Origin of the sequence: Lachnoanaerobaculum orale, assembly GCF_003862485.1 — a bacterium.
Lineage (GTDB): Bacteria > Bacillota > Clostridia > Lachnospirales > Lachnospiraceae > Lachnoanaerobaculum > Lachnoanaerobaculum orale.
The window spans coordinates 1497657-1517305 of the sequence record NZ_RRCM01000001.1; the positions used below are offsets into that span (position 1 = coordinate 1497657).

General features: G+C 37.6%; 12 protein-coding genes. All 12 read right to left on the reverse strand.

The annotated features are described in order from the left end of the window. Positions 1-142: 142 nt before the first annotated feature. The 12 genes from EHW90_RS07120 to EHW90_RS07175 all read right to left on the reverse strand — a co-directional run bounded on the left by EHW90_RS07120 (position 143) and on the right by EHW90_RS07175 (position 19647). Positions 143-1492, reverse strand: a complete 1350-nt coding sequence (locus tag EHW90_RS07120) for a serpin family protein (RefSeq protein WP_124952168.1) — start codon at positions 1490-1492, stop codon at positions 143-145. 63 nt (positions 1493-1555) lie between these two features. Then, entirely contained in the window at positions 1556-1918 is a 363-nt protein-coding gene (locus EHW90_RS07125) for a Fic family protein (protein ID WP_124952169.1), read from the reverse strand. Between the two features lie 27 nt (positions 1919-1945). After that, entirely contained in the window at positions 1946-4450 is a 2505-nt protein-coding gene (gene pglZ / locus EHW90_RS07130; protein ID WP_124952170.1) for a BREX-1 system phosphatase PglZ type A, read from the reverse strand. Positions 4451-4484: 34 nt separating this feature from the next. Further along, positions 4485-8135: a BREX-1 system adenine-specific DNA-methyltransferase PglX gene (pglX, locus tag EHW90_RS07135; protein WP_124952171.1), complete on the reverse strand. Its 3651-nt coding sequence runs from the start codon at positions 8133-8135 to the stop codon at positions 4485-4487. A gap of 53 nt (positions 8136-8188) precedes the next feature. After that, positions 8189-9655, reverse strand: a complete 1467-nt coding sequence (locus EHW90_RS07140) for an RNA-binding domain-containing protein (protein WP_124952172.1) — start codon at positions 9653-9655, stop codon at positions 8189-8191. A 110-nt stretch (positions 9656-9765) separates the two neighbouring features. Then, a complete protein-coding gene (gene brxC, locus EHW90_RS07145) occupies positions 9766-13413 on the reverse strand; it encodes a BREX system P-loop protein BrxC (RefSeq protein WP_124952173.1) in 3648 nt (1215 codons plus the stop codon). 11 nt (positions 13414-13424) lie between these two features. Then, on the reverse strand, positions 13425-14003 hold the full coding sequence (locus EHW90_RS07150) for a DUF1788 domain-containing protein (RefSeq protein ID WP_124952174.1): 579 nt from the start codon (positions 14001-14003) through the stop codon (positions 13425-13427). Then, a complete protein-coding gene (locus tag EHW90_RS07155) occupies positions 14003-14605 on the reverse strand; it encodes a DUF1819 family protein (protein WP_124952175.1) in 603 nt (200 codons plus the stop codon). The genes EHW90_RS07150 and EHW90_RS07155 overlap by 1 nt, the downstream gene beginning before the upstream one ends. Before the next feature lie 36 nt (positions 14606-14641). Then, the gene (locus EHW90_RS07160; protein ID WP_124952176.1) at positions 14642-15325 is read right to left on the reverse strand and encodes a tetratricopeptide repeat protein; all 684 of its coding nucleotides are present in this window, start codon (positions 15323-15325) and stop codon (positions 14642-14644) included. 22 nt (positions 15326-15347) lie between these two features. Continuing rightward, positions 15348-16844, reverse strand: coding sequence for a carboxypeptidase M32 (locus EHW90_RS07165; RefSeq protein WP_124952177.1), 1497 nt, complete (start codon positions 16842-16844; stop codon positions 15348-15350). A gap of 347 nt (positions 16845-17191) precedes the next feature. Next, positions 17192-18469, reverse strand: a complete 1278-nt coding sequence (locus EHW90_RS07170) for an O-acetylhomoserine aminocarboxypropyltransferase/cysteine synthase family protein (RefSeq protein WP_124952178.1) — start codon at positions 18467-18469, stop codon at positions 17192-17194. 140 nt (positions 18470-18609) lie between these two features. Further along, the gene (locus EHW90_RS07175) at positions 18610-19647 is read right to left on the reverse strand and encodes a hypothetical protein (RefSeq protein WP_124952179.1); all 1038 of its coding nucleotides are present in this window, start codon (positions 19645-19647) and stop codon (positions 18610-18612) included. Positions 19648-19649: the final 2 nt, after the last annotated feature.

Genomic DNA, 19649 nt, shown 5'->3' on the forward strand with positions numbered 1-19649 from the left:
TAAATATTATAATATAACATCCTACTTATCCACTTTGCACTGTAAAGTATATCATCTTTACAGTGCAAGAAACAGATACCAACTCAAGTCGTTTGTCTTCCAGAGCCAAAGCTTCTATTCCTTTTGTGGACCAAGAAAGATACTACTCTATATTCTGAATAACTCCTGTAAAAAGAATTGAACCGTCAGGAGCCGCCACTGCAAATACAAAAGGTCTGTCAATAATAAAATCCACCTGATTCTGTATTATTCCTGCGCTCTCCATCATAAGTGCAGTATACGCCGCACCTGTAACACCTTCCTCATCTATCTTTACCATGGTGGCATGCTCTGCTCTGCTTACATAAATATTTTCAACTTCTTTTGTAAGTGGAGTGAAATCTGCCTGTTTGTCTGAAAGCACATCTGTAATTCCGATATTCTTCAGACACTCCAACAGATTTATTTTAGCCGAATCATTGAATTTTGGAACTGTCAGATGCACCAATGCCGAATTACTTTCCACACTTGCAGGTTCCATACAGATTTTTATCATTTGTGGATCTGCTGCAATATCCTGTGCTTTATAACCTTCTTTCGGCAGGAAAAAATACATTGCACCACTGTCGACAAGGCTCAATCCTACAGCCTGAAAATGCTCTGTTTGATACAAATTTGTCATAACATCATTGTTCATCATAGGAACCGACTTATCCCCTGAAAGCCCATGAAATATTCCATCATTTGTTTGCTCCTTTGGGAATTCCTTATCCCAAGATGCCTTGTAATAAACGGTTGAAATAAGTGCCAACACCGATTCCGGTTTAAGTTCCAATTCTTTTGTATACTCTTTAAGCAATCCTCCTGTATGCTCATCAGTCCATTTTTGAAGTTTCAGATTCATTGACTTAGATCCCATCTCACCGCTGTAAGATGAAGCATGATACTCCGTTGACAGCCTTTTTAAAGTATCTTCATTATACCCTATACCGCTTTTTAACCATATAGAATTTGCCAACATACTCTTTAGTGCAGGTGTATCCACATAATTGGCATCCCATATCGCTTCTATTCGCTTATTTAAGACATCCATATCCTTTACATTAAGCACATCAAGTATTTGCTTACGTGTATTTCCATCTGTCACTTCAGCCAGCATGGAAAGTGCTATATAAATATTCAATGGCGAACATACTGCATTATGATCTGAGGCATCTGATAAAAGTTCCTTCTGTATCTGTTCATAGTACTGTCCCATCCCTTCCTGCACAGTTTGTGAGTTGTGAACCTTTTCTATATAATCCTCCCACCATTTCCAGTGATCATCTCCGTTTATAAACTTATTAACATCTGTTCCCTCCGAAACCGGATTCGGAATCACAGCTTCAACAGATTTTATGGATTTATCAGATTCAGTAACACTTTTATTTTCTAACTGTGTACCTCCCTTTTTACAGGCACTAAGCATAGTCATTGCCGCCAAAAATATTCCTACAATTTTTTTCATCCTCATACTAACCTCCTTTTTAAAATAATAATAACTTCCCAAATTATACTGTTGGCTTTAACAAACTCATTACAATCTCATATCCTTAGGGAAAGCTTCCTTTCGCATAATCCCCCACATTTCTTCTACAGAATATGGATTAAGCGAAAGCAGCAACTCATATGTATCATAGGCATTTTTAACCTCTCTTATTTCATTCGGATTCCCAAGTATTCTCTTTCCGTCAAGAATAGCTGTCACCTGCTCTAACAAAAGCGAGTTTTGCTCTATTGCAAGTGACGAATGGATTGTTCTTATTCTGTTTTCTTTTTTCAGATGTGGACTCAAATTTCCATGAGAAAGTACCGTAATTCTTCCTACTTGTTCACATATGGTTGCTACAAGGTTTGTAATCCTGTCAGTCATATGAAAAGGCGGCTTATATTCTCCCATCTTCTATGTCCTTTCTGTCTAATTTTTCTAAAAACTCTCTCCTACCAAGTCCATAACCACATGGTGGCGCCAAATTTCTTCACCGCTGCCTTCATCATATGCCGCAAGATAATAATTTCTGTTCTTGTCATACTTTTTATCTTTGAATCTGAAATTCATACGGAAAATTCGCTTTCTTGCATCAAGCTCTCTGCTGTCTGCAAAAAGAGTAGCTTCGTTTGATATCTTCTCATTATCATCAGAGATAAAATAAAGCTTGTATGTAGTCGCCTTGACAGTATCGCTTACAGCTTCAGACTGGATAAATTCAAGTACGGTAACATTGCTTGTAATCTTTTGCACCATACTGACAAGTGCTATCTGTGCATTCCCCGTATCAATATGACCGCGCTCCATCTTAATATTCAGCACAGGAATAAGCATTTCCTGCGGAGACGAGCCTCCATGTACAAAGTTTTGTCCTCCTCCGGATACCTTAAAAACATTACTGCTTATAGGAAATGATACCACCTTGCCGTCTTCATTTCTTAAAATTCTGCCCATAGAAACATTTTCTATGCCGTCTTCATATATCGCCTCATAAGATACTATAAATCTGCGGTTTACAAAAGCGTTCTTATCTCTTACATTTATCTTGTCGCTCTCATTAAGCTTATCTCTTTTATAGATAAATCCGTGGTCGGCCGTTACAATAAAATGGTGAGTGTTGGCATTTGAAGATATTCGGCGAATCAAATCTGCTATCTCATTTACCGCCTCTTTGCAGGCTACGAACACCTCATCCTCAGTATTTGCCTTATCTCCTCTTGCATCAATCTGGTTGTGATAGACATAGACCAGCTGCTTTCCGGTAAATACATCTCTAAGTTCCGACTTTTTCATGTTTTTAATATCGTCAAACTGTACACAAATACCGTTATCACAATATCTTTGCAATATGTTCTGCCTTGTAAGCAGGTTGTCACAGCTCATACCGTCTACAAGCACGGTATAATCATCACTCATTGTAATGCTCTTATGTGGCAATAATGCCGCCATTCCAAGCCTTGTATAAGAAGGCAATACACTCAAACTCGTATCAATCCTTATATTGCTCTTGGGATCGTCCGCTAATGTAGTATAAAGCTCATGTCCCACCTCATAGCGAAGCGCATCCGAAATTATGACAACCGTTCTGTCCTTAAGACCTCCGATATTGCTGTCATAAAAGTCTATTTGCAAAGGCAACTTACCGTATGCATTCTCCTCCAAAATACCGCTGTTCCACTTTTGCAAAAGCTTGTCAAGGTATTCATTGGCATATATATTCTCTACAAGTTCACGCAGTCCCTCAAAATCCTCACTGTCATCAAGACCGTCATAATCATAATAAAAATGTCTGTAGTTTTGATCTATCTTATAGTCGCTTGTCTTATACTTTTCCAAAATATCGCTAAAGCTGTCAGGACAGGTATACTTTGCACTCACCACAATATCATATGCACTGCCAAGCATATGATAAATCTTTCCCGTACTCTCACTAAAGTGCATCTTTGATCTGATTGAAACGACCTCTTTTATTGAATGATTATCAAGCATTGCACCTGTATCCTCTGCAAGCAGACGCTCTTTTATCCACCTTATAATAATCTTATCAATGCATACAAAGGTATCACAATACAATAATTCTTCAGGCAAAAGATTCTCAAATACTTTGACTATATTTAACTCATTTGAAACAAATTCCGACAATTCATTGTATCTGTCCTTATACAGTACACTGTTTTTAAGATTATCCATAAATGTGATGATATTTCCGCTCTTATGAGATACCATACTCTTTAAACTCTCAGGAAGCTCTCCTGTGATGCTTTTTGCGGTATAAGTGACAAAAAGAGTCAAAACAAAGTTTGTCAGAGACGGTGTATTGTCAATATATCCGAAATGTCTTTCACACAGCTTCCAAAACTCACTATGCAAATCATACTTTTTGAATGCGTCAATAAATTTATTCTCTTCACATTCTCCGTCACTTAAAACCGCTCTTACCACTTCTTCAAAAGAGCAGGTCTGCGTACGACAGATACTGCCAAGCATTCCTACAATTATGTTCTCTTCATTAAACTGTTCAATCTCAAGATCATAAAACCTCTGTGTTCTGTCCTTATTTGCAAAGAACTTGATATGCTTTTCAATGATATTTTTATACTTCTCGTCCACTCCGAGGTCCGCCATAAGCAGTGACGCTCTGTCTGCAAAAAATCTCTTTGAATACAGCAATGTATCTTCAAGATGATTCTCTCTTACATCGGGCTTCGGAAAAGGTGCATATATAAGATAATTGTTCTCCTTATCCTTTCGCTCCAAAAAGTACTTTGTATAAAACTGATTGTCAGGTTGCAAAAAATATACCTTTGCATTGTCAAGTTCTATATCCTTTATATCCTCTGCAAACTCGGCCTTGTCATCATACCAAAATACAAGCTTTCTCTTCTCTCCTCTAAACTCCTCATTCAGACGAGCGTTTATCTGTTTTAGGTTTAATTCCGCCATCGCTTTACTACTTTCCAATAACCTTTAAGTTATACTATTTTTCCTTATACATGATATTCTTTGAATCTGCCAGCACATCATAAAATTTGCCGTCTCTATCTGTCTGTATCTTTCTGTAGTTTACCTTCACACCGTCGTCAAGGTCAAGCTCTATACGACTAAGTGCAAGGTGAGCAATCTTCTCATCGTACTCATGACATTCCTTCAACTGCTTTTGAAGCTTTTCCTTTCTCTTTGAGGCAAGCGCCACCTCACGAGGGCTTTTTGCACTGTCAAGCGTACTTTGCATACGCTTACTCTCGCTCTCATAGATACGTTGTAAAAAATGCAAATAGTCGATACGCAGATTCCCGATAGTGTCGGCATTGTATCTGTGCAAATATATAAGCGCCTTAAAGCCGTTTTGCTTTCCTGCATCAAAAAGCCAGTAAATCGGTCTCTTACCTGAACCTGTTACTGAGTAAGTACTGCAATGATCTTTAAAGAAATCGTTTAAAAAGTAATTTCTTATAATTTCACGGCTTGTATTGCCCTTACCGCCAAGTGCATCAGCTATAAAGTCAAGATTTGCTTCAATTGTGGACTCACCGTAGACTGCCTTTAGCCAAGTGCAAAGCCTTGTGACTATATCATCATCAAGGTATTCTTCATCTGTAATCGGAATAATATTGTTATCATCAGGCTTAAAGGTAGTATATTTTGAATCATCCCACTCTCCGCCTGCGTATGCCAACCCCTCTACATCAAGTGAGTAGCGTCCGAACATACATCCCACAGCATATGAAAGCAGTGATACCACTTCATCACGCTTGGTACGAACATAGTTTGAGCCTTTCATAGACTCTAGTATATCCTCCTTGGTATCAAATATGCGATGCACCGTAATATCCTTATCCGCCACATCGGCAGCAAGTTCATCCTGCAGACCGTAGATATCTATAAATATACGGTTCAGCTCCTCTTCATTAGCTTTCAGATTATTGAAGCGAGATTCACACTCATCTACCCATGCACTGTAGCAGTCGGCAATAAGAGTTTGTGAGCGGTTAGAATTATTTTCTACAAGAACCGGCTTTACAAGGGGGTGAGTCGCAAAATCCCATGAGGTTTCATAGGAATCCCAGTCGGACCGGGAATATTGAAGACATCTGTTTACTAAGTCATCCACATCTTCCTTACACATTTGGATAAATGGCATAACCCTAATGTCTTTAACCTGAATATTTATAGTTGGATTAACTATCTTCTGCATATACTCAAATATTTTGCTATTTAGTAATCCAATCATATAATCCAAATTATTATCATCTTTTAGAAATATACTTGACCCTCCTACATCGAAGGTCGCATTTGATGGCAATAATCTAAAACTTGGATTATTAGAAATTAAACTCCATGTTATACCTACTTTATACCAAAGATACTCCGGAATAATTCTACAGATTTTATCCCTTCTATAAAACTCTCTTGATTCTTTTGACCAATCCACTACTTCTGATATATTACCATACCATTTTCTATAGCCTCCACCCTTAGCATAAAATAACCATTTTTTATCTACACCAACATTTGACTTTTTAACTTCCCAAAATTCACGAACAAATTTTGCATTATTACCCGTTTTATTTTGACCATCTGAAATAGTAAAATCATATAATAATGGATTTAAAAAAACCGAATAAAAGCTATTTGTTACCCAATACGCCACCGGTTCACCCGGTATCTTTTTAAAGTTATCCTGCACAGTGACATATCTGTTTTCTCCGTCCAAAAACATCTTCTCTTTGCCTTGCTGTGAAGTCGGCTCTATAAGTCTGCAGTAAGTTCCCCTATAGTCTTTTATATGCTCTATACATCGTACAAATGCAGTCACCTGCACCACTTCACCGCCGATTTCTTCAAAAGCCCTTGCTCCAAGATGTGCCATATTTATAATTTCACTTTGCATCATCTTCTTTCTAAGCTTTTCAAAGCTTGATAAGAACATCCATGAATGCTGCGTTATCATTGCCTGATAACCGTTCTCTCCTGTCATCTCACTGCAACGCTCTATAAATACCGCAAACAAATCAGATTTGCTGTCAGGATAATTTTCCTTGATATAGGCATTCAGCTTAAGACTTAGATTACTTGTTCCTGCATACGGCGGATTTGTAACCACAGTATGATACTTATCTGAAAGCACCTTGCCCACTGCAATTATCTGTCTAAGCTCTTGTATAGTTTCTTCTATGCCAACAGTGTGCATACTTATCTGTCCGTCAGGCTCACTTTGTGAAATGAACTTTTCAAGCAACTCTGCGTCAAATTGCTCCACATTAAGTATTGAACCGTACTCCTTGGCGTCTTTAAATTTATCCAACAAGATAACTATCTGCTCTAATGCCTTATTTCTTTCATCTTCACTGCATCCGCCTCCAAGGTAGTTAAGCTGCTCTCTGTTTATACCGTTGCTCTCCTTGATAGAGTAGATATTCGGCTTGTACTCTCCGTTTAATATTCTTCTGTTGTACTGCCTTGCCTTCATCATTATAGCAAAGTATGCCAACTGAAAGGCTCTGTCATCTATATCAAGCCCGTAGATATTATGCTCCAAGATACATTTTGCGGCGTCACGAGTGCTGTAACCTGCACTCTCATATATCTGTATCAACACATCAAAGGCATATACCAAAATATGTCCCGAGCCCACACAAGGATCTATTATCTTGATATCCTCAGGTGAGAGCTTGGCATACTCTTTTCTGATTTCTGTAAGCTGTTTTTCTACCTCGGCTTCCTGAGCCGCTTCATCAAGATAGTACTTCCAATTTGCCTTAATCTCTTCATTACCATGCCCCTCTACCCACAGTCTGCCGAGGCTGTTTTCCACCATATAGCGCACTATCCAGTCCGGAGTGAAAAGCTGTGTAACCGCAGGTATCTCTTCCTTACTTATCTTACCCTTTTTTGCAAATGCGGCGGCCTTCGGCTCACTGTTATAATATTGGTACAGCCATCCGATAATCTCTACCTGACCGCCCTTTTCTATATTGAAATCATCTTCTGCGATATCTGTTACAAGCTTATACACTACGCCGTCTCTGTCAATAACTGACAGATTCAAAAGCAGCTCCGTATAGTCGTCGGTCTTTTCAAAAAGCGCCGGCAATAGGGTATTCAGAGCATTACACTGTTTTATAAACAGGAGATTGAAAAGCTCATCAATATTGTTGTCACTCTTATACGTGTTTATTTTTCCTCTGTCATCATCACTAAGCTCAAGCTCCGCCTCAAAAGGATTTGTTACAATATCAGGCTCGTGCTTTCCCGACACTGATGAAAGTACTCGCATACGAGAAGGCAAATAGTCATTTACCTCCATAAATCGTATGGCAATAAGTCTGTTAAACCAGGTATAGGCAACCTCTTCAATTATGTATTTATATGCGGTTTTATAGTCTGTATCCGCTTCCTTTTTTCTGATTACTTCTACAAGTCTTTTTCTTTGCTTTATCTGATTTGTGCTTATAGCATAAGGATTGTCAGTCCCGATATCATAAAACTCTGTACTTATAGTAGACTGTGACAGCGCCTCACTGATTCCATCCTCATTTATTCCCATCAATGAAGCTTTATAACCGATATCCGCAATCAGCTTATTCCTCGCCCAAATCGCAAAGTTTTTTATGGATGTCTTATCCATCAAACTCCTCCCGTTTATGTATCCTATATATTTTTTATCTTAATATTTACTTTCTAAGCTTTAATATCTACTTTTCTATACTTCTGATTTCTACTTTTCGGCTTATCTGGTATTGTCATCTCAATTCTTCCTGCATTAATCAAAGGAACAAGATATCTTTCCCTGAAGCTCTTACTATCGGTAAGTCCGATATAATCCATCATATTACGTTTGCTCTGAGGCATACTGCAAAATTCAACCAATTCTTCCAATCTTTTCTCCAAATCTTGGGGGGTATCTTGGGGGGTATCTTGGGGGGTATCTTGGGGGGTACCTCCTGTCACCGGACCGACCGTGGCTGTAGAGGCTTCTGATAACGGAATCACTGTAATAAAAATATCCGCCTCTGTAAAAATAGGTCTTCCACCTGAATACAGCATTGTATACTTATAACTATTTCTCATACCGCTTCCAAGCTCATCAGCAAGTCCTATTTCCCTAAACACTTTTGCTATCACAGGATTTTTTGCAAAAGGTCTGAATGTATTCAAATTCAGATTTCCATGTCCGTGTGCAAGGTTAGCATTCTCTGTTATAATTTTATCACGTTCAATGACAAATTTTGGTACATATCCACCGGCAAAATCACGATGCATAAGTGAATTAGAGATAATCTCACGTAGTATGGCATCTCTGGCGCTTACTCTTTGTATTCCATCTAAAGTAAATACATCATTTAGGTGCTTCCTTCCAAATTCCATCAAACGATCATAACTTTCAATAAGGTTTGTAATTACAACGTCCCTGTCATCATAACGATCAACATTGAATACTCTAAAAATCGCATCTGTTTTATGTTGCGGCAACACAGACATAATACGATTATCCGTACCGAAGAGTAGAATTGCCGCCAGCGTAATTCCCTCTTTGTTTGTTTCAGGATCTTCAAGTATGAGCCCACAACTTCTCAACATCTCTTCATTTGTCATATCTACCCACGGATGATGCTCATTATTTACTCTTGTCATTCTCCTTGCTCTATCCATCAAATCTTGACGAAGAGCAGAAACCGGAACAGCCGGATAAACCTTGTTAACAAAATAAGTACTTTGTTTGCGTGCATATAAATTAAACACCATATCAGCATTATTTGTGATATCAATGTCAGACTCATTGTTTCGATCAAATATTTTACCTGAATTACGATAAACTGTTTTCCCGACCGGTATATATACATAAAGGACAATACGACCATCTATCTCATACTCCTCTATAGTCAAATATAGTGGTGGATAAATTTTACTTTCATTATTTATTGTAGCGACAAAGTTTTTCTTCATCTGTTCTACACAGTCTTTATTAACACCGATAATAGTACCATTATCCTTAACTCCAAGGAAAATATGACCTCCCTCTCGATTTGAAAAAGAACAAACTGTATCGTAAACATCTTTTGTTATATCTGTTGTTGACTTCTTAAATTCAACTGTAATCCCCTCACCCTGACTGATTAACTCCATCAACTCTTTCGGGAGAATCATAAAACTCACCCCTTTCATTTTTCTTATAATTATATTTACAATGTATCTCACTCAATATTCACAAACATATTACAACCATATTTTATATTTATCCATCAAGCTCCTCCCGTTTATAGTTGTATATTTATAACAGTATCCTCTTCAAGTTCTTTTAATATCCTTTCACGCAGAGATGATAAGTACCTGTCAATATCTTCCTTGCTCTCAAGCCTCCAAAGCATTGTACCTGTCATCTTCTTTATCGGGATGTTCTTGGTCTTTTTGACCTTGTACTGCTTACTTTGCTCTTCAATACTCTTTTTTACTTGATCGTCATCGACATCAATGCCCATCTGTCCGGCCTTTTCTTTCAGACTTTGCTCTATCTCAGCCTGCTTCTTTTTTGCAATCTGCTCATCAAGCATATCCATCTCACCCAACAGACGTGTCATCAAAGCTTTTGCCTTATCTTCAAGACCTCTAAGAGTTGATACATTGGTGGAACTCTCAGCTTCGTTTAACAACTCATCAAAACCTGCAAGATACTTTTGTCTTTTTTCATTTGCATACTCTTTTTCATTTAAAGTATCCGATATATATGTCCTGCACTCCTTGACGGACTCACATATAGGGTGCAACTCTTCATCCAGCACCTTGTTATACGCATCTTGGTACTGCTCCATAAGCTCAGGCAATTTGTGGATTTCCTTATACGGCATACTCATCTTCAAAATGTCACGCATCTTTTTTACGGTGTCCTCAAGTGCAGCGTCCACTATATAGGTCTTGCTGTCATCATAAATTCTAAGCTTATCTATAGCACGGCTGAATATCTCCTTTTGACCGCCTTTAAAGAATGCCTTTACAGGCTCATAGTCTTCATCAAAGTCATAGAAAAAATCTCTCATCTTTGAGATATGACCGAAAAATTCCAATGCATCACTTATCTGAATTGCAGACTGAAATAATCTCTTACCGTCATCTATGACCTTCTTTCCCGGATAATTATACTTAATATAATTTATTTCAAGGTCCTTTAACTCATTTATCATATCATTTGCGTGCCTCTTGAAATCAGCCATCATGGCATCCTCATCATCAGGCACTATAGGAGTATGGAATACCTCCTTCATCACATCACGGACTTCTTTTTTATCCTTTTCACTTACACGGATACGCTCTTCCATAAGCAGCTTTTCTGTAAAGGCCTTCTTTGTGATATAGTTTATTATCTCATCCGCACTCTTATTGTTAAGGTTTACTGACGCACCGTTTAATGTGAATGCAATATCTCCGACTTTGAATAAATATGCAATTATCCAATATATATCATCCTCCACAAATCCGTAAGGAGCTTTCATAAAACGATCTTTTACAGTCTTCATGGAAGTCTTCAAATGGCCTTTTGAATTCATAGAGATAAAGCTTAACACATCCTCCGTCGCATGGATATTTGCTACGGTACCTCCGTTTATCTTCATCTGATTGCCGGTATCAAAGAGTTTTCTTATGTCGGCCTCGCCCATAGCGGTATCTATATAAGAGAGCTTGTGGAATACTATCTGAACAAGGCGTCCTATAGCCTCATTCACCTTTGTACTCACTTCCTTGGAAGAAAGCCTTGCAATATCTCCGTTGACATAATATCTTGCATCCTTTAGAGACTCCACAAGATAAAGCCTTGCATTGGCATTTCTCTCATTCATCTCGTCATGCTTACTCTTTTTGATATTCTCATATTTTGCAAGCTGTCCCGATGTGGCATTCTTTCTTAAGAAGCGCTCTATTCTAAGGCTCATCGTCATCTCGTTCAAAAACTCGTCGTCATCCGGCAACAGTACTATGACTTCTCTGCCCTGTCCGGACATCATACGCAATGTGGCATCTTCTTTGACATCATACCAAGGTGTAAGTATACGAAGCCCTATATCGAAGTTCTGGTTGGACTTATACGGACGGTCATCAATATTTTGATTAAAACCGAATGAGTATCTGCCGTTAAATGACGGATATCTATACTTGTTTTCTTTTAAAATATCCTCATATATCATCTCACCTATCTTTGTGATGACCTCGGACATCTCAACATTTTCTTTTGCAATCTCATTGTTGATTTCCTGTTCTTCATCCGTCAAAAATATGTATAGACTTCCGTTTTTTTGTATAAGCATTTGGCTTATCAAGACCTTCAGCGCCTCTTCCACCCTTGACTTTAACTCTATTCTGTCATCATCTATATTTTCAACCATCAAGCTTGTGATATTGTCGATATTTGACTCAATCTGATCTACATACTTTATCATAAAAAGAGTCTTTAAAACATTGATTGTAAATACATCTCCGTCCTTATTTAAAGGATTGATTGCCGTATTGTCATACGCCTTTGATATAACTCCCTTATGGCTGTGGTCAAGGAAGTTTTCAAGTGCATCATAGAAGCGATGGAAAGGCACAAGTATTCCGATTTCATCATCCTTACATTCGGTTGCGGACTCCTTAAATAAAGCAAGCATTGAACGCTCACCTTCTGAAAGGTGCTTGCCTGAAGCTCCATGTGTACGTATAGATGTCAGCACACTTGCAAGCAGATTGAACTGATAAGGCACAAAAGGGTAGACTTCCTTAAAATCATTTTCATTTGCATACAGTTTTTTCTCAACGCCGTCATTAAATACAATCAAGTTTTTGATTACCGTAGCCTTTTGTTCATACAAAAGGCTGAGGGTTTCGGCTGCCGTTTCAGTCTTATCAAGTATTCTCTTTTTGATAACGGCGTCAACATTTGCACTTGAAAGTGAAAGTCTGGTATCAAAACGTCCCTGAATTTTTGAAAAATCATTTCCCTTTACCTTGGTTATTGAATCTATATCCTGTTGTGATGTGACAATCACCCATGCCTTGCCCATACATTCCTTGCCAAGCTCCTCGGTAACGGTCTGAAGATTGAGCATAAGCTTTGAGTCGTCTCCTATATACTGTCCAATCTCATCAACAAGGAATACTACATGGTGGTTGTTTCCCTTTTTATCAATATAGCTTCTTACTCTCTTTGCAAAGTCTTCAATACTTATAGTATAGCTTGTGGTTGCCTTCTCACACCAGTTTCTTGCCGCATCCTCACTCATAAAACCGATATCTGCAAGTGCATCCACTACACTGTCCTGAATAAAATCAAAGTCGGAGCGTGATTCTTCCCAAGTCTCTCCATACTCATTTTCAAAGCTTTCTTTAAATTCTTCAAACTTTCCGTCATCGTTAAGCTTTCTTTCAAGGTCGGCCAAATAAGGCATTGAGCCGCAAAATCCCTGCATTTCATTAAAGACCTTCAAAAATACATTGACTATGGCATCCTTATTTTGCTTTCCGCTTGACTCACTCTTTGAATCAATGTTAAAGAGGATAACATCTGAAGGAGTGGAAGCTGCAAGCCTCATATCTGAAAGTATTTTTTCATCCGTTATCTTTTTATCGTTCACAAAATAGTCATAGGCGTGCTTGTTTCCCACAGACTTATTGTCCAAAAGATAGGATAAAATCTTTAGAAAGTGAGATTTACCGCTTCCGAAGAAACCTGAAATCCATACACCCATCTTCGGTGTCATACCTTCAATACCCTTTTTGTAGGCGGCAAAAAAATCCGCAAAATGCTTTTGCAGCTCTTTTGTTACCACATACTCTTCCAACTCCTGTGCCACATTGGTCTCTTCGCCCTGTCCTACTATGATGACTCCCTGGATTTCACGGTCAATCTTTTTGGCAAACATATCCTTAATCTGCACTTTAAATCCTCCTATTTCACAAGCTTGAATGCTCTGTAATAATTATCGTCTTTTATCTCATCAAACAGGATAAGTTCCTGTTCATTGTACGTGCCCGGAAAAAACATCACCACAGGCGCTTTCACAAATGCCTGATGCAAGTTGTTGAGTACCTTATGTGAACGAAGTATAGGATAACATTTCCCAATACCGCACAAAAACACTACGGCATTATCCGGAGTATTATCTTTTATATACTGTACAATAACACTGTCGTCATCATTGAACTTCATAGAATTGCTTACAGCCTTTGTGATTCTCTCCAAACCCTTTTTCTTTTCAAAATCAAAGCATTTTTCTATAAAATTTTTATTTTCAAGAAAATCTATGATTATATCATACAGGTCAAATACCGCCAGAGTAAAATCATTTGCTCCGCTTTCATTTTCAGCTTTCAAATAAGCTATCCTCTCTCTGACTTCAAGCTCGTTTTCAGGCGGATAGTCAAACAGCCAATAGTTTACCTCATTTGCCCTTCCGGCACTTTTGCGAAATCCCGGCTTTTTTATGGCGGCTTCCATCATATCAAGTCGCTCTGTCAAATCTGTCATTATCTTACTCCATTCAATGCTTTCACACATACTTCCATATCATGTGTATTTAACCACTCCTCGACTGTAGGACTTAAGACAGGTCTTATAATCTTTCTGTCCGCCTTGCCCTTATCTAAAAGTCCCGCCTCACAAAGCATTGTCTTATAGTATGCTCCAAGGCGCTTTAGAGTGGCGGCTGTCCACTTGGCAACCCTTTCATCCTGAAGGCTTTTATCCTTAAAGAAAATCCTTATATCGCTGTCGGTTAAAGTATCCGCCCCCAAAATAAGTTTTTCACGAATCACTTCATATACAAACTCAAAAAACAGGCTGTCATAGGCAAGTGATGAAACCAGCACAAATATCTTTTGCATTGCAACATCACTTCTTTGAAACACTTCCACAAAACTTTTATCAAGCGTCCTAATTCTTCCCGATACTGTAACAAAAATCTGATTGGCACGGGCGGCAGTCGGCGCACCGAATATATTTTCGTTTTTATTCATCTCTTTGATTTCTTCCAATGTTTTACCGGCAGCAAGAAGCTCCACCACCTTGCGAAACTCCATAAACCAAAAAGACATCTTCACCGCACCTGCACTGTAAGGCTTTTTCTCCATAGCTTTCTCCCTTATTATAATATATTAGCTGTACGATCAAACGGACTTATATCCGTTTATAATAGACTCCAGATACTCAAAATCCTCTTCAAACTCCTCATCTTTACATAAGAGCCTTGCTTCATGTAAGCGTTTCCTTGCCTCTGTGGTGTCATTATTAAAAACTACATACATAAACACATCAAGTAATATAAAATACTCATAGTAATCATCAGTCTCTCTGTACTTGTCAAAAAAAGGCTTACTGTCTGTATACAATTCTTTTGCTCTCTCATATTTTTTGAGATAAAAACAGCAAAGACACAAATTCAACCTTCTTGCCATCTCCACTTCAGGCATCTTTTCAAGTGAACTTCCAAAATTTTCAAATATATATTTTGCCTCACCGTAATCCTTCTTTTTCATAAATGCAAAAGCCATGTTCAGTTTTGCCATTTTTTTGATATGTTTTGATTTTGTAGTCTTCTCTATAGCATTCAATTTATCAATGCACTCATCAAACTTACCTTCATCAAACAGCAATAAAAGCTTCTGTATTTTCTTTATATATACTACATTGTAGATTATATTAACCGATATAGCTCCAACAAAAATGATTACAGCCGATACTATATAGATTACAAAAACTTGCCTGCCGTTCAGTCCAAGTCCTATCTCACACGCTAATATTATGCTTGCGTATACGATTCCCATAACTAAGATACTCAAGAATCTCTTCATATTCTCACACCCCTGTAAAAAATTATAGCTGATATAATTTTGTATATTTATCTTCTATATAATCAAGGAAGTAATTTACATTAAATTCTTCTCCTGTTACCATCTTCATAAGCTTTGGTGCCTCATAACGGAAACCGTAGGTATGGATATTTTCCTTTAACCAATTCATTACTTCATCAAATTTATTATTTTCAAGCAGACTGTCCACATCCAAATCCTTTTTCATAGCGTGAACATACTGTGCCGCAAAGGCTGTACCAAGTGCATATGTCGGGAAGTATCCGAAGCTTCCGTCAGACCAGTGCACATCCTGTAAAATACCCAGCTTGTCATTAGGCACATCTATTCCGAGGTACTCCTTATACTTTGCATTCCATGTCTTATCAAGTCCTTCTGTGGAAATACTTCCGTCAAACAATCCCTTTTCTATCTCATATCTGATAAGTACATGAAGCGGATATGTAAGCTCATCAGCCTCCGTACGTACAAATGAAGGCTTTGAAGCATTGATTGCCTTATAAAAATCCTCAAGGCTTACTTTTTCAAGCTGCATCGGGAAAACTTTCTGCAATTTCGGATAATGATACTTCCAAAAAGCTAATGTCTTTCCGAGATAGTTCTCACACAGTCTTGACTGTGACTCATGCATTCCTGAAGATACACCTTCAGATAAAATCATTCCGTCATATTTAGGATTTATATTGTGCTCATAGTAGGCATGTCCCACCTCATGTACTGTTGAAAGTATTGCAGATGCTACATTGTCCTCTATATATTTTGTAGTTGTACGGCAGTCGTTCTCACAAGTCCATGATGTGAAAGGATGCTCGGACTCATTTTGATATCCCCATGAAGGATCAAAATGTAAGTACTTAAGAAGCTCATCCATAAATTTCTTTTGCTCTTCAACCGGAAAGCTCTGATGCAGGAAATCTTCATTTATCTGCTTTGCAGCTGTCACCTTCTTTATAAGAGGAACCAGTCTTTCTTTGAGTGCTTCAAAGAAAACATCATATTTTTCCACATCCATTCCCGGCTCATAGTCGTCAAGCATCTGATTATAAATACTCTTATCACTGTTTCTGTAGCCGTAAAGTTTCTTTTGACTTTCTATCACTTTCTTTAGATAAGGCTCAAATATCGAATAGTCGGCCTTTGACTTTGCAAGTATCCACGCATCAAATGACTCGTCACAAAGCTTCTTAAATGCCACATACTCATCTTTCGGTATACAAAGTGTGTCCATAGCTCTTTTATAATAAAGTTCTATTGCACGCCTATCTTCAGCATCTACTTCAGTGTCGTCCTTTAATTCCTTTAAAAGCTTTACCGTCTCGGGATCCGTCTCAAGGCTGAACAGTTCTCCTGCCAAATATGCCGACCTCTCATCTCTGTAAGATGCTCCCGCACTTGGTGCTACTGTCTGCTTGTCAATTCCAATAATATTTAACGCCATTTGGTATGCTGAACATTTAAAAATCCAGTCATGATATTTTTTTAAATTTTCTTTTGTAGTCATATTGTTCCTTTCCTTAAAAACTTTTATAAATTTTTATTGATACTCCGCTATTATAAAATAAAAAGACCAGCTCATTTAGCTGATCTTAAGTCTTATAAATAATCAATAGCCTAATAGCGACGCCAACACATGACGCTTACCTAGAAAACGGCACTAAAATAGGACTTACTGTTGATATCTCAATGTTAGCATATGCAATCAACCATGTCAATATAATACATTTTAAATAAATTCTTTTGCAAAAAGTTGTTATACTTTTATGTAATTTTCTCAATCGAATTGCAAATCATATAGTCCCTAAAATTACTTACACAGAATATTTCTTGACCGACTTTAATCACCTGAATTTACTTCTCCAATGCCTGCTCTATATCAGCTATTAAGTCACGGACATCTTCTATTCCGACAGACATTCTGATAAGGTCAGGTGATACTCCTGCCGCTTTAAGTTCATCATCATTCATCTGTCTGTGTGTGGTGGATGCAGGATGAAGTACACAGGTTCTTGCATCTGCCACATGAGTAACGATTGCAATAAGCTCCAAAGAGTCCATAAACTTAACTGCCGCTTCTCTGCCTCCTGCGATTCCGAATGATATAACACCACATGAGCCGTTTGGAAGATATTTTTTAGCCAGCTCATGCTGACTGTCATTTTCAAGTCCTGAGAATGATACCCATGATATCTTAGGATGTTTTTCAAGATGCTTTGCAATAGCAAGTGCATTCTCAAAATGTCTTGGCATTCTTAAATGCAATGTTTCAAGTCCAACTCCAAGATAGAATGAATTTTGAGGTGAAGGAATCGCTCCGAGGTCACGCATAAGATTTGTTGTCATCTTTGTAATGTATGCCCCCTTGCCGAAACTTTCTGTATACACTATTCCGTGGTAAGTTTCATCAGGAGTTGTAAGCCCTTTATATTTATCTTTATACTTAGTCCAATCAAAGTTTCCCGAGTCTACCACAACACCGCCAAGTGCATTGGCAGTACCGTTCATATACTTTGATGTTGAATGTGTTACGATATCAACTCCCCATTCAAAAGGTCTGCAAAAAATCGGTGTAGGGAATGTATTATCAACTATAAGCGGTACACCATGCTCATGTGCAGCTTTTGCAAACTTTTCAATATCCAAAATTCTAAGTGCCGGATTTGCTATAGTCTCGCCAAATACAAGCTTTGTATTCGGTTTAAATTTAGTAGCAAGTTCCTCCGCTGAAATATCAGGATCCACAAATGTAGACTCTATACCCATATTTTTCATTGTGTTGGCTATAAGATTATATGTTCCTCCATAGATAGCTGAAGAGGCTATGACATGATCTCCTGCACCTGCTATATTAAGTATCGCATAAAAGTTTGCCGCTTGTCCTGATGATGTAAGTATAGCCGCTACACCACCCTCAAGTTGACAAATCTTTCTTGCTACGGCATCATTTGTAGGGTTTGCAAGTCTTGAATAAAAATATCCGCTTTCCTTTAAGTCAAACAAATCTCCCATCTGCTGTGAAGACTCATATTTAAAGGTTGTAGATTGCACTATCGGAAGCACTCTGGGCTCACCGTTTTTAGGCTCATAACCGCCCTGTACACAGATTGTATTTATATTGTATTTTGACATTAGTATTTCTCCTTTTTATACATATATTTCGCAATGATTTTATGCAGGTATGCATCCCTTACTCTATACGAAAATGAGTATACTTTATTATTACAATAATATCAAATATATCATTTAATCAAAATGTTTTTATTGTTAAGTCAGACACAAATCTTTTCAAATTCCGTCTCAAGCACTTTATTTAATTCTTCTGTGGAACTTGTACCATAGGTTTCCACATAAGCCTCTGAAATCATATCTTTCACTTCTTTATTTATCATTTCATTAAATTTTTCCAATAATGATACATCACCTAATGCTGCTATCAATGTTTGATTGTCTTCAATGACTTCCTTACGATCAATGACATAATCCGTCAGATTTTTACAATAGGCATCAATTTCCAATGTATTCATATTCGTCTCAAAGGCTGCATAATCCTGCAATTTTTCGATAAATTGCTGTGATAATAATGTCTCATAAATACCCAACCATTTATCATGTGATGTATGCCACAACTCATTTTCTCCAAGAACTTCGTGGTTATTTACATAATATATTTCATCAAAATACTTTAATGAAACCGTGAACATCGAAAGTAATGCAAAAACAGAGAAAACAGTTGCTTCATTGTTTGCTGAAATATCTTTTTGGAATACGTTAATCAACAATGATAGTACATTATATTCCCTATCTACCAGGTCACGCATTCTTTCTTCCGAATAAGGCTGTCGCTTTCGTCTGCAATCAAGCATATCTGTATGATCCGCCAAAACTTTATTAAACTCATAGTCTATTTGTACATCTTGTCTCTGTTTTATCAGATTCTTGACTTTATCAATCTGCTGCCCGATTTTGGCACTCATCTTTTCAAGCTTTGCATATATAATTGCAAAACCTGCACATGAAGCACATAAATTTAGTCCGTTCAAAAGTAAACCTATTTTTTGTAAATTTGCAACATTTGCCATAAGTTTTAAATTCTTTTCATTGACGGCATTACTTTTATTGATTGCATTAAGTATGTTTTCAAGGGTTTCCTTATTTTGCAGTTCATTCTGCATCAAACCGTCCACACAAACCTTCTGAATCTTTGCAAACGTTTTGTTTTTATTTCTTATGGCAACTTCCATAAATCCGTTTTCATTCAAAAATTGCATCAGCTGTTCTATTGTATTTATATTTATCACTTCACCCATTG